Origin of the sequence: Natronospira elongata, from assembly GCF_034931365.1 — a bacterium.
Lineage (GTDB): Bacteria > Pseudomonadota > Gammaproteobacteria > Natronospirales > Natronospiraceae > Natronospira > Natronospira elongata.
On record NZ_JAYGII010000029.1, the window covers coordinates 1 to 23,901 of the forward strand.

General features: G+C 61.9%; 15 protein-coding genes and 1 tRNA gene. 12 read left to right on the forward strand and 4 right to left on the reverse strand.

The window, feature by feature from the left end:
* Positions 1-83 precede the first annotated feature (83 nt).
* Together guaA and tadA are read left to right on the forward strand one after the other, a co-directional pair.
* On the forward strand, positions 84-1,661 hold the full coding sequence (gene guaA / locus VCB98_RS10995; RefSeq protein ID WP_346052557.1) for a glutamine-hydrolyzing GMP synthase: 1,578 nt from the start codon (positions 84-86) through the stop codon (positions 1,659-1,661).
* 35 nt (positions 1,662-1,696) lie between these two features.
* The gene (gene tadA / locus VCB98_RS11000; RefSeq protein WP_346052519.1) at positions 1,697-2,194 is read left to right on the forward strand and encodes a tRNA adenosine(34) deaminase TadA; all 498 of its coding nucleotides are present in this window, start codon (positions 1,697-1,699) and stop codon (positions 2,192-2,194) included.
* A 314-nt stretch (positions 2,195-2,508) separates the two neighbouring features.
* On the opposite strand, the gene mltF is transcribed toward tadA, so the two are convergent.
* Positions 2,509-3,933: a membrane-bound lytic murein transglycosylase MltF gene (mltF, locus tag VCB98_RS11005; RefSeq protein WP_346052521.1), complete on the reverse strand. Its 1,425-nt coding sequence runs from the start codon at positions 3,931-3,933 to the stop codon at positions 2,509-2,511.
* Between the two features lie 338 nt (positions 3,934-4,271).
* On the opposite strand from mltF, the gene VCB98_RS11010 reads away from it, so the two are divergent.
* Positions 4,272-4,360, forward strand: a tRNA-Ser gene (locus VCB98_RS11010).
* A gap of 208 nt (positions 4,361-4,568) precedes the next feature.
* Complete coding sequence (locus tag VCB98_RS11015) at positions 4,569-5,720, forward strand: PQQ-dependent sugar dehydrogenase (protein ID WP_346052523.1); 1,152 nt, start codon at positions 4,569-4,571, stop codon at positions 5,718-5,720.
* 82 nt (positions 5,721-5,802) lie between these two features.
* Here the strand turns inward: VCB98_RS11015 and VCB98_RS11020 are convergent, their stop codons facing one another.
* Positions 5,803-6,432, reverse strand: a complete 630-nt coding sequence (locus VCB98_RS11020; RefSeq protein ID WP_346052525.1) for a hypothetical protein — start codon at positions 6,430-6,432, stop codon at positions 5,803-5,805.
* A 176-nt stretch (positions 6,433-6,608) separates the two neighbouring features.
* Here VCB98_RS11020 and hemN point away from each other — a divergent pair, with 176 nt between their 5' ends.
* The 5 genes from hemN (at position 6,609) to VCB98_RS11045 (ending at position 14,537) form a co-directional block, all read left to right on the forward strand.
* Positions 6,609-7,988 carry an oxygen-independent coproporphyrinogen III oxidase gene (hemN, locus tag VCB98_RS11025; protein WP_445353998.1) on the forward strand — a complete coding sequence of 460 codons (1,380 nt, stop codon included), beginning with the start codon at positions 6,609-6,611 and terminating at the stop codon, positions 7,986-7,988.
* Between the two features lie 100 nt (positions 7,989-8,088).
* A complete protein-coding gene (locus VCB98_RS11030; RefSeq protein ID WP_346052529.1) occupies positions 8,089-10,089 on the forward strand; it encodes a pyridoxal phosphate-dependent decarboxylase family protein in 2,001 nt (666 codons plus the stop codon).
* Between the two features lie 79 nt (positions 10,090-10,168).
* Positions 10,169-10,909 carry a fumarate/nitrate reduction transcriptional regulator Fnr gene (gene fnr / locus VCB98_RS11035; protein ID WP_346052531.1) on the forward strand — a complete coding sequence of 247 codons (741 nt, stop codon included), beginning with the start codon at positions 10,169-10,171 and terminating at the stop codon, positions 10,907-10,909.
* 17 nt (positions 10,910-10,926) lie between these two features.
* Positions 10,927-12,954 carry an FAD-dependent oxidoreductase gene (locus VCB98_RS11040; protein ID WP_346052533.1) on the forward strand — a complete coding sequence of 676 codons (2,028 nt, stop codon included), beginning with the start codon at positions 10,927-10,929 and terminating at the stop codon, positions 12,952-12,954.
* A gap of 251 nt (positions 12,955-13,205) precedes the next feature.
* Positions 13,206-14,537: a DEAD/DEAH box helicase gene (locus tag VCB98_RS11045; RefSeq protein WP_346052535.1), complete on the forward strand. Its 1,332-nt coding sequence runs from the start codon at positions 13,206-13,208 to the stop codon at positions 14,535-14,537.
* Positions 14,538-14,726: 189 nt separating this feature from the next.
* Here the strand turns inward: VCB98_RS11045 and VCB98_RS11050 are convergent, their stop codons facing one another.
* Positions 14,727-15,137, reverse strand: coding sequence for a DUF4168 domain-containing protein (locus tag VCB98_RS11050; protein WP_346052537.1), 411 nt, complete (start codon positions 15,135-15,137; stop codon positions 14,727-14,729).
* Between the two features lie 290 nt (positions 15,138-15,427).
* Here VCB98_RS11050 and VCB98_RS11055 point away from each other — a divergent pair, with 290 nt between their 5' ends.
* Together VCB98_RS11055 and VCB98_RS11060 are read left to right on the forward strand one after the other, a co-directional pair.
* Positions 15,428-16,708: a class I SAM-dependent methyltransferase gene (locus VCB98_RS11055; RefSeq protein ID WP_346052539.1), complete on the forward strand. Its 1,281-nt coding sequence runs from the start codon at positions 15,428-15,430 to the stop codon at positions 16,706-16,708.
* Between the two features lies 1 nt (position 16,709).
* On the forward strand, positions 16,710-17,507 hold the full coding sequence (locus VCB98_RS11060; RefSeq protein WP_346052541.1) for a prolipoprotein diacylglyceryl transferase family protein: 798 nt from the start codon (positions 16,710-16,712) through the stop codon (positions 17,505-17,507).
* A gap of 6 nt (positions 17,508-17,513) precedes the next feature.
* Here VCB98_RS11060 and hrpB read toward each other — a convergent pair whose 3' ends face one another.
* Positions 17,514-19,976 (reverse strand): ATP-dependent helicase HrpB, encoded by a 2,463-nt coding sequence (gene hrpB / locus VCB98_RS11065; protein WP_346052543.1) that lies wholly within the window; start codon positions 19,974-19,976, stop codon positions 17,514-17,516.
* A 264-nt stretch (positions 19,977-20,240) separates the two neighbouring features.
* On the opposite strand from hrpB, the gene VCB98_RS11070 reads away from it, so the two are divergent.
* Entirely contained in the window at positions 20,241-23,888 is a 3,648-nt protein-coding gene (locus VCB98_RS11070; protein ID WP_346052545.1) for an EAL domain-containing protein, read from the forward strand.
* Positions 23,889-23,901 lie beyond the last annotated feature (13 nt).

The window sequence follows — 23,901 nt, forward strand, 5'->3', positions numbered from 1 at the left end:
AGCTCGCCGCCTGCCTGCCGAAGGCAGTGCACAAGAATGCAGAAGAGACCATCCAGCTGGCATTGGCTTCAAGGACCTCCTCCATCATGAGAAACATCTACGCCCATCGAGTCCTGATCCTCGATTTTGGCTCCCAATACACCCAGCTCATCGGTCGGCGCGTTCGCGAGATGGGCGTTTATTGCGAAATTCATGACCCGGAAATGGGTGATGAGGCCATTCGCGAGTTTGGCGCCAGTGCAGTGATCCTTTCCGGTGGGCCGGCTTCGGTCACCGAACAGGACACGGCCCGGGCACCCAAGATCGTCTTTGAATTGGATGTGCCTGTATTGGGCATTTGTTACGGCATGCAGACCATGTCGGCCCAGTTGGGCGGTCGGGTGGAATCCAGTGATCATCAGGAATTCGGTTATGCCCGGGTTCGGGTGACGGGCAAGAGCCGTTTGCTGGAGGGGATTGAAGATCACATGGAGTCCGGTGGCATTCCCAGTCTCGATGTCTGGATGAGCCATGGTGACCGCGTAGCCGAGCTGCCGGAAGGGTTTGAAGTGGTGGGCAGCTCTGACAACGCCCCCTACGCCGTGATCAGTGATGAGAGCCGCCGTTTCTACGGGATTCAGTTTCACCCCGAGGTCACGCACACCCCTCAGGGTGGCAGAATCCTCGAGCGCTTCCTGCACGACATTGCCGGCTGTGCCGCCGACTGGAAGCCGGAAAACATCGTTGAAAGCCAGATTGCCCAGGTCCGTGAGCAGGTGGGTGACGATCATGTGCTGCTCGGCCTGTCCGGCGGCGTTGACAGCTCCGTAGTCGCCGCCCTGCTGCACAAGGCCATTGGTGAACAGCTCACCTGCGTATTCGTGGACACCGGTCTGCTGCGCCTTGGTGAGGGCGATCAGGTGATGGCCACCTTTGCCGAGCACATGGGTGTGCGCGTGATCCGCGTCGACGCCGAGGATCGTTTCCTCTCCGCGCTCAAGGGCGTGGAAGACCCGGAAGAGAAGCGCAAGATCATCGGCCGCACCTTCATCGAAGTCTTTGATGAAGAAGCCGGCAAGATCGACAACGTGAAGTGGCTGGCCCAGGGCACCATCTATCCGGATGTCATCGAATCCGCCGGTTCCAAGACCGGCAAGGCTCAGGTGATCAAGTCCCATCACAATGTGGGTGGCCTGCCGGAGCACATGAAGCTCAAGCTCATCGAGCCCCTGCGCGAACTGTTCAAGGATGAAGTCCGCCGCCTGGGCGTGGAGCTGGGCCTGCCTCATGACATGCTCTTCCGTCACCCCTTCCCGGGGCCGGGCCTCGGGGTGCGTATTCTTGGCGAGGTGAAGAAGGACTACGCCGACATTCTGCGCAAGGCGGATGCCATATTCATCGAAGAGCTCTGGAACCACGATCTTTACAACAAGACCAGTCAGGCCTTTGCCGTCTTCCTGCCGGTCCGTTCGGTGGGCGTGATGGGTGACGGCCGTCGCTATGACTGGGTCATTGCCCTGCGCGCGGTGGAAACCATCGACTTCATGACCGCCCGCTGGGCACATCTGCCCTATGATTTCCTCGACCATGTCTCACGGCGAATCATCAACGAGGTCCGGGGTATTTCCCGTGTCACCTACGATATCTCCGGCAAGCCACCGGCGACGATTGAGTGGGAATAGGGAAATAACCTTGCTCCGTCCCCGGAGTCAAAGACATGACGACTCAGGACAACACCGACGAACGCTGGATGCAGCATGCCATTGATCTTGCCCGCCATGCCGAGGCAGCGGGGGAGGTGCCGGTTGGCTCGGTGATTGTTCGTGATGGCGAGGTGCTGGGGGAGGGCTGGAATGCCCCCATCAGCCTTCATGATCCCACCGCCCATGCCGAGATTGCCGCCCTGCGCGCGGCCGCAGCCCGTGACAACAATTATCGTCTGACGGGTGCCACCCTCTATGTGACCCTGGAGCCCTGCTGCATGTGCGCCGGTGCCATCATCCACGCCCGCATCGCTCGCGTCGTCTACGGCGCCCCCGACCCCAAGACCGGCGCTGCCGGCAGCCTCTTCTCCATCCTCGGCACAGACCGCCTTAACCATCAGGTCGATGTTCAATCCGGTGTCCTGGCGGATCAATGTGGGGACCTGCTGCGGAGCTTCTTTCGCGAGCGTCGGCGGAAGGGACCGGAACGCCCCCGGTCACCGACACCGTAGGGTCCTAACCCTACCGAAGCCACCAGCCAACCTACCCAAGGAACCTCTGATTAATTCATTCGCGCCCACAGCCAACGGGATTTCTTCTCTCGCGAGGCGCGACGAGCGTAGTGTAGCCGCTGTGCTACATGAGCGAGGAGCAACGAAGACGAGAGGGAAAATCCCGTTGGCCCACAAGGGGTTGGTGCTGAGAGCGCCTGCTTCAGCATTGCATTGCTTGCCCGTAGCACAGAGGCTACTGTGCTGCGCAATGCGCCTTGAATCAGACGCTCTCAGCGCCAACTGCGGGCGCGAATGAATTAATCAGAGGTTCCCTAATCTCCGTCCTCACCCAGCTCTTCCTCAATAACGACTCCATCAGGGGCACGGGTTTCCTCTGCCAACCGTTCCTCGTCGTCGTCCTCCTTGGGCATCATCCAGGAGAGGATGTCGTAATAGCGGCGGATATTGTCCACATAGATGACCGGTTCCCGCCCGCGGGCATAGCCGTAGCGGGTCTGCGTGTAATACTGGCGCTGGCTCAGCAGGGGCAGATGGTCTCTCACATCCATCCAGCGGTCAGGGTTCGCACCCTTCTGCTCGGTGAGCATGCGGGCATCCATCAAGTGGTAAAAGCCGACGTTATAGGCAGCCAGCGCCATCCAGCTCCGGTCCGGTTCTTCGATCTCCGGCGGCAATCGATCCCGGACCTGCCGGAAATAGCGGGCCCCGCCGAAGATACTCTCCTGAGGGTCGATTCGGTTTTGCACGCCCAGGTCCGAAGCCGTGCGTTGGGTCAGCATCATGATCCCGCGTACCCCCGTGGGAGAGACGGCACGCGGATTCCAGTGGGATTCCTGATAGCCGATGGCCGCCAGCAAGCGCCAGTCCAGGGAATTGTCATCGGCGGCAGTCTCGAACAGATGCCGGTACGTTGGCAGCCGGTTGTCGATATGGCGCATGAAAATGCGCGTGCCGACATAGTCGAAGCGTTCGGTGTGGCCAAAATGCCGGTCATGGAGCTGAGCCAGAGTCCCGCGGCGTTCCATGCGCTGGATGAATTCATTCGCGGCGGTACGCAGGCTGTTGTCGCGGTTTTTGGGAAAGGCCCAGGCCAGGGGTTCCGGCTCAGCCAGATCGAAGGCGGCGCGCAGTTCGGGGTAGTAACGGCGGTTCATGTGCAGCTCCACCGAGTCGGCCACGGTGTAGTCGAGTTCCCGCTCGGCCACCCGAATCAGTAATTCCTCACTCTCCACCCCATCGATAGCCTTCCATTCCAGCTCGGGATAGTCCTCCGCCAGCTGCTGCAGGGTTTCTTCATGGCTGCTTCCCGCCACCACCGCGACGGTGCCATCCAATTCATCCAGGGAACGGGGCCGGCTGCGGCCAAAGCGATACACGAGCTGTTGGGTGACTTCCTGATAGGGCTCACCAAATCGTACCCGCTCCTGACGGCGATCGGTGATCGACAGACCCGCCGCGGCCAGGTGGGCCTCACCGGATTCAAGCTGACGGAATATCTCGTTTACACCATCCGGGACGGTGATACGTAAATCCACGCCCAGATGGTCCGCAAAGCGCTGGGCCAAATCGAACTCCATGCCGGTGGGTCCATCGGCATCGATGTAGTAAGTCGTCGGACTGTTGCGGGTCAGAACATGCAGCTCACCACGGCTCTGCACCTGCTCCAACAGGGAAGGGGGCAGGGAGCAGGTACCCAGTAGCAGGGCCAGTCCTGTGGTCAGCCAGATCCGCAGCAATCGTTGTCCTCCAAGGATTATGTAACATCCATTGTAGCGATTTGCCCCCGGAATTTTCTTCGGGGCCCTTCAAGCCGGTCGCGCCGCTTTTGGTGCTCTGTTAGAATCTGCGGGCTCCGGCTGCAAGGACAACCCCCGAAACGGGTTGCCCCGCAACATTTTGCCAGCCTGGGCCGCTACACGCCCGGCTGACGTCACCCCGAGGGTGGCACGGCCCGACGAACGGCGCCGGTCTGTCCCCTGAGACAGCCCGCCCGCGCCAATGTTGCGAACGGAGGATCAGTCCACCAAGGCTCAATGCCGCTGGTGGACGCTGAGTTAAGGTAAGTTGTTGAATCGGAGAGGTGCCGGAGTGGTCGAACGGGGCGGTCTCGAAAACCGTTGACCCCTCAGGGGTCCGAGGGTTCGAATCCCTCCCTCTCCGCCATTTTCAGAGATGTCACCACATTCTCGGTGGCCATCCTCCCCGCACTCAGCACTCAGCACTCAGCACCCAGCACTACTCCCCCCTAACCCCTCACTCCTAACCCCAACACTGTACGAATCCGAACTACCAGCTATCCTTGCCTGTCACACATCCCGTATTTCCCAATCCGCCAGTTCTCGCAATTACACAAGAATAATTGGAGGAAATCATGAGAAAACAGTCACTTACCGCGGCTGGCCTGCTGCTCTCCCTGACGCTGCCGCTGTCCCAGGCGGGCGCCCAGGAGGTCGTGGAGCGCAGTGTCGGCTCTGAATACGAGCAATTTCGCCTGGTGAAGGTCGTCGATGGGCTGACCCACCCCTGGGCGGTGGGCTTTCTGCCGGATGGCCGCAAGCTGGTGACCGAGCGCCCGGGCGCTATCTACGTGGTGGAAGACGGCAGCAAGACCGCGCTGGAGGGGCTGCCGGAGGTCCATGTGGCCAACCAGGGCGGCATGCTCGATATCGTTGTCCATCCGGACTACGAGGACAACGGCTGGATCTACATGACCTATTCCAAGGGTGACAGTGACGGGACGGTACCTGCCCTGGCCCGCGCACGCCTGGATGGAAACAGCCTGGTGGATTTCGAGGAACTCTTCGAGTCCAACACCTACACCAGCCCCGGCCGCCACTATGGCTCCCGGGTTGTCTTTCTTGATGACGGTACCCTGCTGATGACGATCGGCGATCGCGGTGCCGAGCCCATGCGTTCGCAGGACACCCAGGATCATTCGGGCACGGTGGTTCGCCTCAATGCCGACGGCAGCGTCCCCGAGGACAATCCCTTCGTTGATGACGACGACTATGCCCCGGAGATCTGGTCCTACGGTCATCGCAACATTCAGGGTATCGTCAAGCACCCGGAAACCGGGCAGATCTGGGCCACCGAGCACGGCCCGCGAGGCAGTGATGAGCTCAACCTGATCGAGCCGGGCAACAACTACGGCTGGCCGGTTGTGACCCTGGGTCGGGACTATCGCACGGAAGGCGAGTTCGGGGATGCCCGCTCGCGGGATCATCAGGCCTATGGCATGAAGCCGCCGGTCTTTGAATTCCTGCCGACCCTGGCCCCCTCGGGCCTGGCAGTCGTGCATGGAGACAGCTTTGGCAACTGGGACGGTAATCTGCTTGCGGGCGGGCTGCGCGCCCAGCGAATCCTGCGTCTGGTGGTTGAGGATTCGGAGGTCGTGCACGCCGAAGAGCTACTGCTCCGGCGAATCGGCAGGATTCGTGACGTTCGTCAGGGCCCGGACGGCAATATCTATATCCTCAACGACCAGTCCGATGCGGCCCTGTATCGTCTGGAGCCGGCAAGCTGAGGACAGGTCCGATATTGTCTTGATCAAGGGCGTTGCAAGGGGCGGGTGGCGCAAGCCACCCGCCCTTTTTCATGAACGGTCGCTAGGCCGGGTCCAGTTCCAGGATTCGCTGTCGCAGGGGGGCGGGGATATCCGGGTCTTCCAGAATAACGTGCCGATCCAGTACCACCACGGGGACGGATTGTCGGCCCATTGCGGCGAGCATGGCCAGTCGATGGGAGCCGCCATTGCGGATCAGATAGCGGGGCGAACGATAGACCATGATGGGATCCCCATCATCCGTGCGGAACCCCTCGTTTTGAAGACTGCGGAATGTCAGCATGCACTTTGCCAGCTTGCGTTTGGCGTTGAGACGTCCGCGTCGACGAACCCGCTCCTGATACCAGGCCAGATGCGGATGCCATCGCAGCAAGGCGCCTTCATCCTCAAGCATCAGGCGGAATAGCGGCCACTGCAGGGCCAGCTCCTCCCGAATGACCAGTTCATGAATCGGCATCTCTCCCAGCGGGAAATGCCCCCTGGCAGCCAGTGAGCACAGTGGCCGCAATATCGACCGACGGACCTCAAGAGAGCCATGGTCGCTGGCCATGCCTTGCGGCCAGTCTGCGGGCAGGGCAGGGACTTGCGGTGCGTCCTCGGAGGTGGGCAGCAGCGGGGCGGTCAGCAATCGTGTCCCAATCTGGAAAAGTCTGACTCGATCCCGCAGATTCACGCTACTCTCCCCAGTTCAGCATCCTTGCAAGCAGGACATCACCCGAGCCGTCAGTTTAACGGCTTTTCAGCCGGCACTCGACTTGACGACTGCTTGACACAGGTCAAAGGTTTCCCCGCCGGGGCTGTATAGCATGTCTCTCATCGTGGACAGACCTTCACAGGATGGCGAGACCCATGCCCTTTGACCCAGATCTGATGCGCCGATACGACGTCCGCGGGCCGCGGTACACCTCTTATCCCACGGCCCTGCAGTTTTCGGACGAATTTGGCGAAGAAGCCTACCGGGAGATGGTGCGAATCTCCAATGAAGAGCCCATCCCTCGCGATCTCTCCCTCTATGTGCATTTGCCCTTCTGTCAGGAGGCCTGCTGGTACTGCGCCTGCCACCGCAGCATCACCCGCCGGTCCGATCGGGGGCATCGATATCTCGGGCATCTGGCCGAGGAATTGCACCGCCAGGCGGCATTGTTTGACCCGGACCGCAAGCTGCGACAGCTGCACCTGGGTGGCGGCACCCCGACCTTTCACAGCCCGGCCGAGCTGCAGGGCCTGATGAATGCCGTGTCCAGCGCCTTCAACCTGGCCGCCCCCGAAGAACGGGAGTTCTCCGTGGAGATCGATCCACGTTCGGTCTCCGAGCAGGATCTGGCCAGTCTTGTGGAGACGGGCTTCAATCGCATGTCACTGGGAATTCAGGATTTCGATCGGCGCGTGCAGGAAGCGGTCAACCGCATCCAGCCCTTTGCCATGGTGGCCGACCAGGTAGAGGCTGCGCGAGAGGCCGGCGTCGGCGGACTGAGCTTTGATCTGATCTACGGTCTGCCCCGTCAGAGCATGGAAGGATTTGCCCACACCCTGGACCAGGTCATCGAACTGGCACCGGACCGGCTCTCCATCTACGCTTATGCCCACATGCCCGACCGTTTTCCGGTTCAACGCCTGATTGACGGTGACAGCCTGCCCAATGCGGAATTGCGACTCAGCCTCCTGACATTGGCGGTGGATAAATTGAGCCAGGCCGGCTATGAGCATATCGGCATGGATCACTTCGCCCGACCCGGCGATCCCTTGGTCAAGGCCCGTGACCAGGGCGAACTGCAACGCAATTTTCAGGGTTACTCAACCCATGCCGAGTGTGATCTGATCGGTCTGGGTGCCAGTGCCATTGGCAAGGTCGGCGATTGTTTCAGCCAGAACCTGACCGAGATCCGTCAATGGCAGAAGGCGGTCAAAGAAGGGCGCTTGCCTATTGCAAGGGGGCTCGTGCTGACCGCCGATGACCGCATCCGTCAGCATGTAATTCAGTCCATCATGTGCAATGGCATCGTGGATGCCAGACAGGTGGGGCGTCGTCATCACATTGATTTCTGGACTTACTTTTCCGATACCCTGCCGGCCCTGGAAACCATGGCGACGGATGGCTTGCTCACGCTGGACAAAGACGGTTTCTCCGTTACCAGTGCCGGGCGTTTTCTGCTTCGAAACGTGGCCATGCTGTTCGACGCCTACAATGCTCCGGCCAAGGGACAGCAGCGATTTTCCCGAGTGATCTGAACAAGCCGGAGAAGCGCTTTCAATCCTCGTGGTGTCAGGCCAGCGTGCGCTGTCTCGTCTGACACCGCGACTGTTGCGAATCCAGTTGGAGTGACAAGACGTGAATGATAAACGGCAGGTGGAAGGCACCGAGCTGGATGCCCTGTTCAGCCCCTTCTTTCTCGGTGCCTATGGGGAAAACGATGAGATATTCGAAAAACTGATCCTGGAATTTTTCCGGGATCATGTTTATTGGCGCCGGAATCTCCATCCCCAGGACACCCCGCCCATCCCCATTCAGGTGCTTCACTCCGAGGGCTATCTGGCCTTCGTGGACAAGATGAAAACGGAGTTGCACCGGCTGACCGCGGATCTCAAGAACTCGGCGCCGTTCTTCAATCCCCGCTATATCGGGCACATGGCCTCGGACCTGCTCTTGCCGGGCCTGATTGCCCATCTGGTTTCGACTCTCTACAACCCCAACAATGTCACCGAGGAAGCCGCACCGGTGACCGTGCGGCTGGAACTGGCGGCGGGTCGCCAGTTGGCGGCCATGATGGGGTTCAATACCGACCCGGGTCAGCACCCCTGTGCCTGGGGGCATCTCACCTCCGGCGGTACAGTGGCCAATTATGAAGGGCTCTGGAATCTTCGGGCAGCCAAGTATTACCCCCTGGCCCTGCGCTCGGTCCTGCCCGAACTGTCCCTGGATATAGAGAAGCTGAGTCGTGGACGGCTGTCCCAGGACGCCCCTGAATGGGCCTGGTTCAACCTGGATGTGGACACCGTCATTCGACTTAGGGAGGCCGTTGCCGAGGCCTTGCAGGCATTGCCGACGGAACAGCGCCAGGCACTCACTCAACGCATCGAGTCCGGGCGGGTGGAGCATCTGGGTCAGGTGGATTTCCATGCCGCCTGGCCGGCCCTCAAGCCACCCGTGGTACTGGTGCCCTTGACGGCCCATTACAGCTGGAAGAAGGCCATGAAGCTCATGGGTTTTGGCAGCGCCCAGCTGGTCTCGGTGCCGGTCACTGATCACATGCGCATGGACCCGGCGGCCCTGGACCGTATCCTCGGCGAACTGCATGAACAGCAGCGTCCCGTGCTGGCGGTGGTGGGGGTTTTGGGGACCACCGAATACGGCACCATCGATCCCATCGACGATATTGTCGCCCTGCGCCAGAAGTGGCGCCGTCAGGGGCTGGATTTTGGCATTCATGTGGATGCCGCCTGGGGTGGTTACATGGCGGCCCTGTTCCGTCAGCCCGGTGGGGCCATGCGGCACCACGACGAACTCAAGGATCAATTTCGCTATTTTCCCTCCAGCGATGTCTATCAGGCCTTCGCTGCGATTCGCCACGCCGATACCGTGACCGTCGATCCCCACAAACTCGGTTACCTACCGTTTGGCGTAGGGGCATTCATCGCTCGCAACCGGGAGATCACCGCCTTGTTGGGAGAAAGCGCTGCCTACGTCTTCGACGAGGCCGGCGACAACAGTGATACCGACACCCTGCTGCGCAATCTGGGTCGCTACATCCTGGAAGGCTCAAAACCGGGTTCCATGGCAGCGGCCACCTATGTGACCCATCGGGTCTTTCCCCTGGATCATCGCCATTTCGGCAAACTCACCGAAGTCACCATTCACAGCACGGAATACCTTTTCGACCGTCTTCAGGAGACCGCGGACCGGCTGCGTGGCAAGGCACGTCTGGTGGTGCCTTTTGAACCGGATACCAATCTGATCTGTATTGCCGTCAATCCGGAAGGCAACCGCAGCGTGCCGGTGATGAATCGTTTCTGTCAGGGCATCTATGAACAGCTGCGGGTGACGCCGGACCGTGCGCCCCAGACCCGTGAATTCTTTGGCTCCCGGACCAATGTCTTCCACGACGCCCTGAGCCCCGCCGCTCGCCAGACGCTGGTGGAACGTCTGGGACTGGACCCTGACAGTTTCCGCTCCGGAGGCAAGGCGGAGGAGGGGGCCAGCGACTATGTCTTTCTGCTCCGGCACACCCTGATGAACCCCTGGCTGTTCAGCGCCTCGGAAGGCCTGAACTACCTGGACCGCTATTGTCGTTACCTGGAAAAGCTGATCCTGGAACAGCTGCCGGACGCCTAAGCCGGGTGGCAGGCTTTGATGGGCGGCGGAATTACCTTAGTATGTGAGCTCCTCGCAGCATCAGTGCAGAAGGAGTTCCATGCCTGCTTCCCCCGGTCAGTCCAGCGCGCTTGATCTACGTGAACTCAAGCGCGTCTGCAGTAATTGCTCCCTGAGTGAACTCTGCGTTCCCATGGGCCTTAACCGGGCCGAGGTGGAGCGGCTGGATTCCGTGGTGGAGGTGTCCCGCAGCATGCATGTGGGGGATCACCTGTTTCGCCGGGGTGATCCCATGCGCAGTATCTATGCGGTGCGCTCCGGCATGTACAAGAGCTATCTGATCAACGAGGAAGGGGAAGAGCAGGTGATCGGCTTTCATCTGCCTGGCGAGCTGGTGGGGCTGGATGCCATTTATCCTGACGCCCACCAGTGCAGTGTCGTTGCCCTGGATACCGCCAGTGCCTGCGTGCTGCCTTTTGCTCAGCTTTCTGAACTGGCCGGTGACATCCCTGGCCTGCAGCGTCAGATCATGCGGCTGCTCAGCAAGGAAATCAGCTCCCTGGTACCTCGTGCTGCCGATTCCACTGCCGAGCAGCGGATGGCGGCTTTCCTGATGGACCTGGCCCGCCGACTGGGGGAGCGAGGGTATTCGGCTACCGATCTGCGCCTGGCCATGCCGCGCAAGGATATTGCCAATTATCTGTGCCTGGCGACGGAAACCGTCAGCCGGGTCCTGAAGAAATTCCAGACCCAGGGATGGATTGAAGTGGACCGGCGTGACATTCGCCTGCTGGATCCGGACGCACTGGGCCAATTGGCCAAGGACGATCAATCCGACTGAAAGACGGGGCCAAATCCTTGAGTCATAAAGCCTATCCTCACCTGTTTCAGCCGCTCGATCTCGGTTTTACAACCCTGCCCAACCGTATTCTCATGGGCTCCATGCACACCGGTCTTGAAGATCGGGTATGGCACTGGGATCGCCTAACGGCCTATTTCGTCGAGCGGGCCCGCGGAGGAGCAGGACTGATGGTCACCGGCGGTATCGCGCCCAACCGGCGCGGCTGTCTGGCGCCCTTCGCCTCCAAACTGACCAATCGCCTGGAGTTGCCTCGCCATCGCAAGCTGACCCGGGCAGTGCATGAGGCCGGCGGTCGCATCTGCATGCAGATACTCCACGCCGGGCGCTACGCCTACCATCCCTTTTCGGTGGCACCTTCTGCCATCCAGGCCCCCATATCCCCCTTCAAGCCCAAGGCCCTGAGCAGTAGTGGCGTGGAAGGGCAGATCCGGGACTTTGTGCGTTGCGCGCGTCTGGCCCGGGCCGGCGGCTATGACGGTGTCGAGATCATGGGCTCGGAGGGCTATTTCATCAATCAGTTCCTGGTTCCCCGCACCAACACCCGCACCGACCAGTGGGGCGGGTCATTCGAGAACCGCATGCGGGTGGCGGTGGAGGTCGTGCGTCGGACCCGAGAGGCGGTGGGTGAGGACTTCATCATCATCTATCGCCTGTCCATGCTGGACATGCTCGCCGACGGCAATAGCTGGGAAGAGGTGGTCCAGCTCGGCAAGGCCATCGAGGCGGCCGGCGCCACCATCATCAATACCGGCATTGGCTGGCACGAGACCCGTGTTCCCACCATCGCCACCATGGTGCCCCGAGCCGCCTTTACCTGGGTGACCCGCAAGCTCCGTGATGAGGTCTCCCTGCCGTTGGTGACCACCAACCGCATCAACATGCCCGATACCGCCGAACAGGTGCTGGCGGATGGCGATGCCGACATGATTTCCATGGCCAGGCCCTTTTTGGCCGACCCCGAGTGGGTCAACAAGGCGTTCGAAGCCCGCAGTGACGAAATCAATACCTGTATCGCCTGCAACCAGGCCTGCCTGGATCACGTCTTCGAAAAGAAAGTGGCTTCCTGCCTGGTCAACCCGCGGGCCGGACATGAAACCGAAGTCCGCATTGAGCCGGTGAACACGCCGCGCCGGATTGCCGTGGTGGGCGCAGGGCCGGCCGGTCTGGCGGCGGCCACCACGGCCGCCGAGCGCGGTCATGAAGTCACCCTGTTCGAGGCCGCTGACCGCATCGGCGGGCAGTTCAACATGGCAAAGCGCATTCCCGGCAAGGAAGAATTCCACGAAACCCTGCGCTACTTCCAGCGTCGCATCGAACTGTCCGGTGTGGACCTGAGACTCGGCCAGCGCGCGGATGCAGACGCCTTGCAGGACTTTGACGAAGTCATTCTGGCGACCGGGGTGGTACCGCGTGATCCGGGCATTCCGGGGCAGGACCATCCCAAGGTGTTGAGCTACATCGACGTGCTCTTGCACGGCAAGCCGGTGGGGCAGCGGGTGGCCGTGGTGGGCGCCGGCGGCATCGGCTTTGATGTCTCCGAGTTTCTCGTCCACCCGCAACCGGAGCATGCCCAGACCCGGGAGGAATTCTTCCGCCAGTGGGGCGTGGACATGCAGCTCGACCGACGTGGCGGCGTGGAAGGTCTGAAGCCCGAGTTCCCCCCGGCGGCGAGAGAGATCCATCTCCTGCAGCGCAAGACCAGCAAGCCCGGTAAATACCTGGGCAAGACCACCGGGTGGATTCATCGTGTCTCGCTACGTGAACACGGTGTGAAGATGATTCCCGGTGTTAGTTATGAGCGGATCGATGACCAGGGCCTGCATATCCGCGTGGGTGAGGAGTCCCGCTGCCTGGAAGTGGACAATGTCATTCTCTGCGCCGGGCAGCTGAGCCAGCGGGAACTGCATGACAAGCTGGAATCTGCCGGTGTCAGCACCCATCTCATTGGTGGTGCCAACCTGGCCGCGGAACTGGACGCCAAGCGGGCCATCGATGAAGGCACCCGCCTTGCGGCCCGGCTGTGAACCGCTGATCAACCGGGCGCCTCCAAAAGAAATGACTGGCTTTATTCCCTGAGTCTGATATAGTGCGCGCACCGACGCCCTCCGGTCTGCGTCGGGCGTTCGCGGTTTCCCCTTGAGCAGCGACTACGGCCAATGAAATGGCCGCCTGCCTGAGCCTGCCTCGTTTGCTACTCTTTCTTTTTGCCTGGACCGGGCCCGAAACCACGGCATGAGCCGTATGCGGGCTGGCTATCCCAGGAGTTATTCCAATAATGTCTTTTGATCAACTCGGCCTTTCGGCCGCGCTGCTCCGTGCGGTTTCCGCACAGGGCTATGATACCCCTACGCCTATTCAGGCAGCCGCCATTCCCGCCGTCCTCAAGGGCCGCGATGTCATGGCAGCCGCCCAGACGGGTACCGGCAAAACCGCCGGTTTCACGCTCCCTCTGCTTCAGCACCTGGCTGCCCGCAAGCCCGAGGGTGGCCGCCACGTACGCGTGCTGATCATCACCCCGACCCGCGAGCTCACCGCTCAGGTGCAGGAGAGCGTTCAGACCTACGGCCGCCATCTGCCCATGCGTTCCATGGTGATCTACGGTGGTGTCGGCATGCATGGCCAGGTCCAGCGTCTGCGCCGGGGCGTGGACATCCTGGTGGCAACACCGGGTCGTCTGCTGGATCACCTTCGCCAGGGCACCGTGGATCTGTCACGGGTGGAGCATCTGGTACTGGACGAGGCCGATCGCATGCTGGACATGGGTTTCATCCATGATATCCGCAAGCTGATCGCCGCACTCCCGGAGCAGCGCCAGACCCTGCTGTTCTCCGCGACTTTCTCCAAGGAAATCCGCAATCTGTCCCGAGGCATGCTGAAGGACCCGGTAGAGATCGAAGTGGCGCCGGCCAACAGCACCGCCGAACGGATCAGCCAGGTGGTGCATCCGGTGACTCGCGGCGACAAGCCGGCCCTGCTGAGTCGGCTGGTGCGTGACGGTGAGTGGCGCCAGGCCCTGGTGTTCACTCGCACCAAGCACGGCGCGGATCGTCTCTGCAAGCAGCTGGATCGGGAGGGGCTGAGTGCCGTGGCCATTCATGGCAACAAGACCCAGGCCGCCCGCAGCCGTGCCCTCAAGCAGTTCAAGCGGGGCAGTGTCCGTCTGCTGGTGGCCACCGATATTGCCGCCCGTGGCCTGGATATCGAGCAGCTGCCTCACGTGGTCAATTTCGATCTGCCCAATGTCCCCGAGGACTACGTCCATCGTATCGGCCGCACCGGGCGGGCCGGCCGGGAAGGCCGGGCCTATTCCCTGGTTTGTGCCGATGACCGCAAGCCATTGCACGATATCGAGAAAATGCTGGGCAACGCCGTACCTTGTGAAATCATCGAGGGCTTTGAGCCGGATCCGCAGGAAGTGGCCCGGGTGCCCGGCAAGGGTAACGGGGGTGGCCGGGGCCAGGGTGGCCGTCGCAAGCCGTCCCACGGCGCCAAGGCGGAAGGCCGACATAAGCCGCGTCGCAAGCCGGGTGGCCGACCGGGTGGCAAGCCCTCGGGCAAGGCCGGCGGTCGTCCACGTGCCGCAGCCAGCCGTCGCCAAGGGCTCTGAGCCACGGCCAGTTGCCTGGCAAGGCGAAGAAGGGGACGGATGCCGTCCCCTTTTTTCTTGGCCTGGACAAAAGAAGGCCCCACCAGTGGTGGGGCCTTCGGGGGACAGACCGGGGGGAGGGGGGGAACCCGGTCTGTTGCCTGTTGATCGACTCGGGACGTCCTCTCGGGACAATCCCGGTGGTCGATCTTAGAGGGCGCCGCGCTCCTCAAGCATCTCGGTCACCTGTTCACGGATTTCCGAGTCGGCGTTCACAGCCATGGCCACTTCCTGGTATTCCTCGATCTCCAGGCCGGCATCGGCGATGGCGGAAGTCATGGCATCATTGGCTTCCTGCTGCAGTTCCTGAGCATGCTCCTGGTCGTCAGCATTCTGCAGGCGCTCGGTGTACTCTTCGCGCACCTCGTTGACCGCGATGTAGGCATCAACGAAAGCGTTGATCTGATCGTCGGTCACCTCAGGGGCTTCCTGCTGCTGCGGCATGGGCTGCTGCTGTTGTTGCTGCTGTTGCTCCTGCGGGGGCTGACCTTGGGCCATGGCCAGCGGGCTGGCGATGAAACCGGCGGTCAGGATGGCGAATGCAGTAGTACGGATCTTCATGAATTCCTCCGTTAGTTCAGCTTGAAAAATGCTCGCCGTCATAGGGTGCAGGTGGCGTGCCAAGTCATGCCGATTGGCGGTAAAATATTTTTAGTTGACTGAAATTAAAGCAAAAAATAACGTTTATCCTCATTGCCCATGGGCAATGCCCAAGGGCTCGTGTCCCGATTTGGGTTGTCTTATTCTGTGACATGACGCGCATTGTCACGATCCAATTTCGTGAATCGGACTGGTGCAGGGCGGGCGCCTGCGGCATGATGCGCGGCGCGGTGGCAAGGAGACAGAGGATCATGACGGCGACTGAACAAGGTAGCGGTAATGAGCGGGTAAGGCGCCAGTACGAGCGCTTTCCCTATCCCACCGCCGAGCAGGATCTGGCCCCCTGGGCCCGGGGCCAGGTGATGGAAATCGGTTTTCCCTCGCTGTTCTTTCATCACTACTGGCCACGGCGCCCTGCCACCGAGGCGCTGGAGATACTGATCGCCGGCTGCGGCACTTCCCAGGCGGCACGCTATGCCGCCGCCCATCCCAGGGCCCGTATCACAGGGATCGACCTGAGCCGGGCATCGCTGGACGCCTGTGAGCGTCTCGCCAATGAATATGGTCTGGAGAATCTGTCCCTGCAGCAAATGCCCCTGGAGGACGTGTCCCGGCTCGGGGAAGGGCGCTACGATCTGGTGGTCAGTACCGGTGTCATTCACCACCTGCCGGCGCCGGCCGCCGGCTTGTCTGCACTGCGTCGGGTGGTCAAGCCGGACGGCGCCCTGGCCCTGATGCTCTACGCGCCCCATGGACGGGACGCCATCTATTATCTGCAGGAATTCTGCAAACGCCTGGGGCTGAGCGCTGATCAGGTCAGTGATACGGAGGTGGCGCAGCTAAAGGAGATGCTCCGGCAATTGCCCGCCAGTCACCCACTGCGGCACCGGCGCAGCCTGTTCCCCGATCTGGACAGCCCCGCCGAGCTGGTTGACTATCTCCTCCACCCCATTGATCGGCCCTATACCCTGGAGCAGGCCAACGACCTGCTTGAGAACTGTGGCTTTCGATTGCAGGGGCTGTTTCAGCGCGGGCATTACGAGCCCTTGGCGACTGCGCTGCAGGCAAGCCCCTGGGGCGACCGGATCCATTCACTGCCGGACCTGGAGCGCTGGAGCCTGGGGGAACATTATCGGGCCTCCCTGTTCAAGCACGAGATCATTGCCTGCCCGGACAGCGTGGCGGCTGCTCAGCGCCGGCTGCGAGCCGAGGATGATGACTGGCAAGGCCATATTCCCGTCCCGGCGCCGGGCCTGCGCAAGGATTTTCTTTCGCCGCCCGAGGGCAAGGCCGGCGTGATGAGCTGGCCCTTTCATGCCTTCGATGATATCCGCCGTGCCTACGATCGCCGCGAGGCGGCCTGGATCGGGCGCATGGATGGCCGCAGACCGCTGGCCGAGATCGTGCGGGCCACCGGGGATCGGCCTGATAATGCGGATTGGCGGGCCCTGCGCCGACTGGTCTCGGAAATGGATGCACTGGACTTTATATGCTTGCGCGGCGCTGAAAGCGGATCGCTGATGGAGAATTGAGATGGATGCAATCACTCTCGGGCCCCTGGTCATGCCCATGGATCGTCTCGTGGCCCTGCTGGCGGCGATCAGCCTGCTGCTGGCGGCACACTTCCTCCGGCGTCGCGAACCCCTGCTGAGCGACTGGGTGACCTGGTCCCTGGTTGCGGCGATTGTCGGCGCCCGTCTGGCTCACGTGGTGACGTTCCCGGCCCCCTTTCTGGAGGCGCCCTGGACCATTCTGTTCATCTGGCAGGACGGTTTCGCCTGGTGGGGCGCCCTGTTGGGTGCCGCGCTGGTCAGTGCCTGGTACCTCTGGCGGCATGGCATGGCCCCGCGCTGGATGGCGGCCACCATGCTCCCCGGACTGGTCGTGGGAGTGGCGGGAGTGGTGGCCGTTCTGGTCCTGGCCCCGGATACGGCGCGACTGGATCGTGTGGTCCTTGAGGACCTGGAGGGAAGCGCAGTCGAGCTCGCCGCATCCGCTGGCGAGGAGGGTAGCGGCGTCTTTCTCTGGGCCACCTGGTGCGGCGTTTGTCATCGCATGATGCCGGATGTGATCCGGGCGGCGCGTCAGTCCGAACAAAGGCAGTGGTTTCTGGTCAGTGTGGGCGAGGATGCCGAGACCGTCACCGCCTATATGGACGGTCTGGAGCAGAGCCTGCCGGACAATGTCACCGTGCTGCTGGACGGCGACAGCCGCCTGCTGCATCGCTGGCAGGCCCATGGCGTGCCGACCACCCTGTTGTTTGATGCCGAGGGCAGGCAGCAGGATCGCTTCATGGGGCAGCGCAGTCTCTCCCGCCTGCTGGCCCGGTAGCCGGTTTCATCGCCGTTTGGTGGCCATGGTTGCCTCGGCGGCGAGCGGATCGTCGGGCCAGGGGTGCTTGGGGTAGCGCCCGCGCATGTCCTTGCGGACCTCCGGATAGGCCTGGCGCCAGAAACTGGCCAGGTCGGCAGTGACGGCCAGGGGGCGGCCCGCGGGTGAGAGCAGGTGAAAAACCACCGGACAGCGACCGTCCGCAACCCGCGGTGATTCAGACAGTCCGAAGACGGCCTGCAGTTTCACTGCCAGCACCGGGCCGGGGTCGGCATCATAGTCCAGCGGCATGGACTGGCCGCTGGGCACCTGGAGCCGTGGCGGTGCCAGCCGTTCCAATTCCCCGCTCTGATTGCCGGACAGCCTGGCCATCAGGGCATGCTTGAGCGGCAGCTTGCCGAGATCAGCCAGGGAGCGTCGACCGACGAGGAAGGGCGCCAGCCATTCATCCAGTGTTGCCAGCAGGTTTTCATCGTCGCAGGGCGGCCACTGCTCCGGCCAGAGCCGGTGCAGAAATTGCAAACGGGCCCGCAAGCGTCGGCTCTCTCCGCACCAGGGCAGTACGCCAAGTCCCCGCTCTCGGACCACGTCCAGCAAGGCGTTTTCAATCATCTCCGCCGGCGGATCCGGCAGCCGCTCGGTGGACAGGCGGATGGCGCCCAGTCGGCGTTCCCGCTGTGTCACCATGGTCCCGGCCCTTTCGTCCCAGGTCACCCGGTCCCGGGTCTTGATTCGCCCCGCCAGATCCTGTTCCAGCGCTGAGCCGGAAACCGGCGCGGCCAGGAAGATCCTGGCATCTCCCTCTCTCCCGTCCAGGGCTGCCGCCACCAACCAGGTCTTGCGGGCCAGGGGGTCTTGTACCGACAGTGTCGCGCCACGGCCGTTGGCAAGCAGAAAGCGGTGACTCTCACCCCGCCGACGGGCAATACGGTCGGGGTAGGCCTGGGCCAGCAGGCGACCGGTTTCCTGTTCATCGTCCTGAGCGGGCGGCTCATTCCCGGGCAGCCATTTGTTCACTGCCTGACGGATGCGGCGCAGGCGACCGCTGGTGGCAGCGGGATATTCCCCCCGGAGCGCCAGAACCCGCTTTTCCATGTCCGCACCCTCGTCATTCGGCAAGGGATCCCGCTCCTCCAGCAGAGCCGCCAGTTCCGCCGCCAATCGGCCCAGGCCCATGGCCCGGCCTTGCAGGACCATATGGGCGAGACGGGGATGGAGGCCCAGCCGCTGCATGTCGCGACCATGGGGGGTAATCGCGCCGTCGTCATCCACCGCGTCAAGCCATTGCAGCAGATCCATGGCCTGACGCCACGGTGCACGGGGGGGTGGATCCAACCAGGCCAGTGTTTTCGGTTCCCGGCAGCCCCACTGGGTCAGTTCCAGCGCCAGCGGTGCCAGATCCGCCTCCAGTATCTCGGCGGGGGCGAACGGTGCCAGTCCCGCCTGGGCCGATTCAGACCACAGCCGGTAGCAGACGCCGGGGCCGATTCGCCCGGCGCGGCCCCGGCGCTGTTCGGCTGATGACCGCGAGACCCGGCTGGTTTGCAGCCGGCTCATGCCCGAGCCCGGATCGAAGACGCTGCGTCGGGCAAGGCCGGCATCGATTACCACCCGAATGCCCTCAATGGTGAGACTGCTTTCAGCAATGGCCGTGGCCAGTACCAGCTTGCGCTGACCGGTCGACGCCGGCTGAATGGCCGCATCCTGAGCCTCAGGGGAGAGTTGACCGTAGAGAGGCGCGAGCTGCACGTCGGCGGGCAGATTGCCTTCCAGGGCCTCGACTGTCCGCCGAATCTCGCCTTCACCAGGCAGAAACACCAACAGTGAGCCGGATTCACTGGCCAGGGCGTGATGGACTGCCCGGGTCACGCTGGAAATCAGCGGTTCGTCGCGTTCGGGCGGACGGTAGTGAACCGTCACCGGGAAACTGCGCCCCTCGCTGTGCACCACCGGGGCCTGGTCCAGCAGGGTGGATATCCGGTCTGTATCCAGCGTGGCCGACATGATCAGCAGGCGAAGATCCTCGCGCAGGGCCTGCTGGGACTCCAACACCAGGGCCAGTCCCAGATCGGCCTGCAGGGAGCGTTCATGGAACTCGTCGAAGATCACCGCCGCGTAGTCCTCCAGGGCCGGATCGGCCTGGATCAGGCGGGTGAGAATTCCTTCGGTGACCACTTCAATACGGGTGTCGGGACCGATGCGCGTATCCAGGCGGGTGCGGTAGCCCACTGTCTCGCCCACCCGCTCACTCCGTTGTGCGGCCATGAATCGGGCGGCATTGCGGGCTGCCAGCCGGCGCGGCTCGAGTAGCAGTATTTTGCTATCCTTGCAGAAGGGCGTTGATAGCAATGCCGGTGGCACCCGCGTGGTCTTGCCCGCGCCCGGGGGGGCCTGGAGGATTGCCCGATTGTGATCGCTGAGAGTCTTGAGCAGGCGGGGTATGACACTGTCGACGGGCTGCCCGGGCATGGTGTTTGTGCTCATTGGCGGCATGGCGCAAGGAAAGAGGGGAATTTTAGCATTCTCCCTGAGCTCTAAACGTGAGACGCTGTCATTTGCAGAAAGCTGCGGGTTTTCCACTACAATCAGTTCTAGGACGTGCGCCGCCGAGTTCCGCCGGGAGTTGTGCCCGCGGTATTTTCAGTCGGCGTCCATGCCTGCGAATGCAACGATCCGGGAATGCCATTGTCGGCAAACTGATTCTCCCCGCCTGGGGATAAAGGTGACCATAAGGTGTCCAAAGCGGTCGCGGCGGTAACTGAATCCCGGTTGTTCCGGGCGCAGGAAACGATCCTTCAGCAGATGCTGGAAGGTAGCAGCCTGCAGCAGTTGCTGGACCAGATCGCGAGTGTCGTGGATGAACTCTCCAGTGACGGCATTGCCAACATTCTCCTGTTGGATGATGATGGCGTGCATGTCGTCCATAGCGCGGCCCCGCAGTTGCCGTTCAGCTACAACCATGCCCTGGAAGGTGTAGCCATTGGCTCTGGCGTGGGCTCCTGTGGAACCGCCATGCATGAGCGCCGTCAGGTGATCTCCACCGACATCAGCAGCGACCCCCTGTGGAAAGACTTTCGTGAACTTGCCCTGGCCCATGACCTCCATGCCTGCTGGTCAACCCCCATTGTCGATGCCGCTGGCAAGGTACTGGGCAGTTTTGCCTTGTATTACCGGGAAACGCGCGGTCCTGATGAGCAGGATCTGCTCATCATCTCCCGAATCTCCCATTTGCTGGGTGTGGCCATCGAACACTGTCGCTCACAACGTCAGCTCAAGGGAGTCCGTCGGGCCCTGAAGGAGAAGGGGCGACAGCTTGAAACCCTGGTGGCCAATCTTCCGGGCATGGTATACCGGGTCCGCCAGGATGAACGCTGGAGTGCGGTCTGGGTCAGTGACGGTGCCAGGGACTTGACCGGATTCACCCCGGAGGAACTGACTGCCGAGGACAGTGGCGGCTTTGTCGAACTGATTCACCCTGAGGACATGCCCAGACTGGTTGCCGAAGTCGAGCGTTCCATCGCTGGCGGTCAGCCCTATAGCTTTTCCTATCGACTGCGTACCCGAAAAGGTAACTGGCGCTGGGTCTGGGAACGTGGCCGTGCGGTCTCGTCCATTGAGTCCGGGGATGTCCATTTTGAGGGTGTGATTACCGATATCAGTGACATCAAGGATCGGGAACGAGCCCTGGCTAGGGCCAATCGCTCCCTGCGCATGCTGAGTCAATGCAATGAAGCACTGGTTCGAGCCGAGTGCGAGGCAGAACTGCTGCAGGGGATTTGTGATGTGGTCGTCGACACGGGGGAATACCCGCTGAGCTGGATCGCCCTACCGGCCAATAGTGAATCCGGTTGGTACCACTGCCATTCGTGGTCGACTGCTGACGATAGGTTCTCACTCGAACCAGATGACCTGCGATTTCGCATGTCGGGCGAAGGTGTCTTGCGCCCACTGTTGGAGGACCAATTGCCTGTATTGGTTCGGGGTTTTGGTGATGTTCCGGGACTGCCCATTGCAGAGCAGGCATCGGCCCTGGAATTGGGCAACGGTCTGTTCATCCCCCTTTGCGATGGCGATCAATTGCTCGGTGTATTCATCCTGGTGGCACCGGTTGGCGACGCCATCAGCCGTGATGAGTTGGGCCTGTTGGGCGAGCTGGCCAGCGACTTGGCCTATGGCATCGTCTCCCGGCGTAGCCGAATCCGCGAAGAGCAGCTCAACCGCGCGGTAATCAACATTGCCTCGGCCTTCCAGGCCAGAAGCGGGGCTGATTTCCTGGAGCGACTGGCGGACAAGGTGGCGGAGACCGTCGGTTCGCCGATCGTGGGGATTGGCCGCTTGCTGCCGGGGGATCTGCTCCGGGCGCGGATTGTGGCGGGCCAGGCGGACGGTAAGTCGATTGCGGGTACGACTTATGACCTGAGCGGTACCCCTTGTGAGTCCATGCTCGGTCAAGCCAGTTGCGTGGTACCGGAAGCAGCACGGGAGACCTATCCCGAAGATGACATTCTTCACAAACTTGGCGTCGAGTCGTATGTGGGCCACCGCCTGGAAGATGCCGATGGCAATCCCATTGGATTGATCTTCGCCCTGTTTCGTGAGCCGGTGGTTGATCCGGATTTCATTCTTTCGGCCTTGGGCATCTTTGCGGCGGGCGCGGCCGGTGAATTGGACCGCCTGGAGCGGCATCGTCAGATCGAAGAGCAGGCTGCCCTGCTGGACCAGACTCGCGATGCCATCATGCTCACCGACCAATCAGGATGTATTGAATATTGGAATCGGGGGGCAGAGCAGATCTTCGGTTGGTCGGCGCCTGAATCCCTGGGACAGAACTGCACGGAATTCCTGGGTGTGGATGCGAAGGCCTTTGAGCATGCCCGCGGAAAGCTGGAAGCCAACGGTTATTGGCAGGGCAACCTGGATTGTCTGGCCCGTAGTGGTCGCCGAATTACGGTGGAGTTTCACTGGACTCTGACTCGTGATGAAAGTCCCCAGTCCCAGTCACCGGAATCAGAGATGAGGATCCTGCAGGTGGGTGCCGATGTGACCCGACGTCAGCAGGACGAAGCGCGTATTCATCGCCTTGCCTTCTATGACGAAGTCACGGGACTGCCCAATCGGGTGTTGGCCATGGAGCGTCTCCACGAGATTCTGGTGGGCGCCGCCAAACAGGCGGGTCGAGCCGCGCTCATGATCATCAACCTCAGCCGCTTCAAGGAAATCAATGAGTCCCTGGGCCATGCCGTGGGTGATCAAGCACTGAAGGCGGTTGCCGAGCGCCTGTCCATGCTCTGTGGGGAAAGTGATTTTCTCGCACGTCTGGGTGGAGATGAGTTCCTGCTGCTGTTGCCTGGCAGGGATGAACCGTCGGCCCTGATCATGGCGCGGCAGGTGGGCGAGGCCCTCAGTCGACCCATGGTTCTGCGGGAGCAGCAGGTCACCATCAGCGCCACGATGGGGCTTTCGGTCCATCCCCGCGATGGTGCGTCGGCCGAAGAGTTGTTGCGGCATACCGATATTGCACTTAACGAAGCCCGGGCCCAGAGCCTGCCCTGTGTCGCCTATCGTCCCGCCATGGAAGAGGCCCTGAACGCGAAGCTCAGTCTGGCAAGGGATTTTCGGGCGGCCTTGGCCGCGGACGAGCTGGAGGTTCATTTCCAGCCTCAATTCACCCTGCCGGGACGAAAAATATGTGGTGCCGAGGCCTTGCTGCGTTGGCACGATGCCAATCGGGGCTGGGTCAGCCCCGGCGTTCTCATCCCCGTTCTGGAAGAACGCCGAATGATGTCGGAACTGGGTCCCTGGCTCTTCGCCCGGGTGGCGGCTGCAATCAGGCAGTGGCAGCAGGCCGGCTATGACATTCCCGGTCCCATCTCCATCAACCTTTCCGCAGAGCAGCTGGAGGATGATGGGATCGTCGAGCAGATTCTGGGGACAATGGAGAAAGCGGCGGTTAACCCGGTTCATGTTGGGTTGGAACTGACCGAGACCGGAATCATGAAGGACCCCGAACGTTCAGCCCTCATTACCCGCCGCCTTAAGCGGGCCGGCTTTCAATTGTCCATTGATGACTTTGGGACCGGCTATTCTTCCATGAGCTATCTCAAGCGCCTGCCCGCCGATGTCATCAAGGTGGACATGTCCTTCGTGCGCGAAATGTTGGACGATGCCAGTGATTACGCCATCGTCAAGACCATTATCGCTACCGCCCGGGCGCTGGGCATGGAAACCCTGGCCGAGGGGGTGGAGACGGAGGCACAAGCCCGGGCTCTATCCGAGCTGTGTTGTGACTATGCCCAGGGCTATCTGGTTGGTTCCCCCTGCACACCGGAGGAGTTTGCCCGCCGGTGGTTGCGGGGCAGGGAGCCGGTCACCAACTCATGATGGCAAGCCGGCG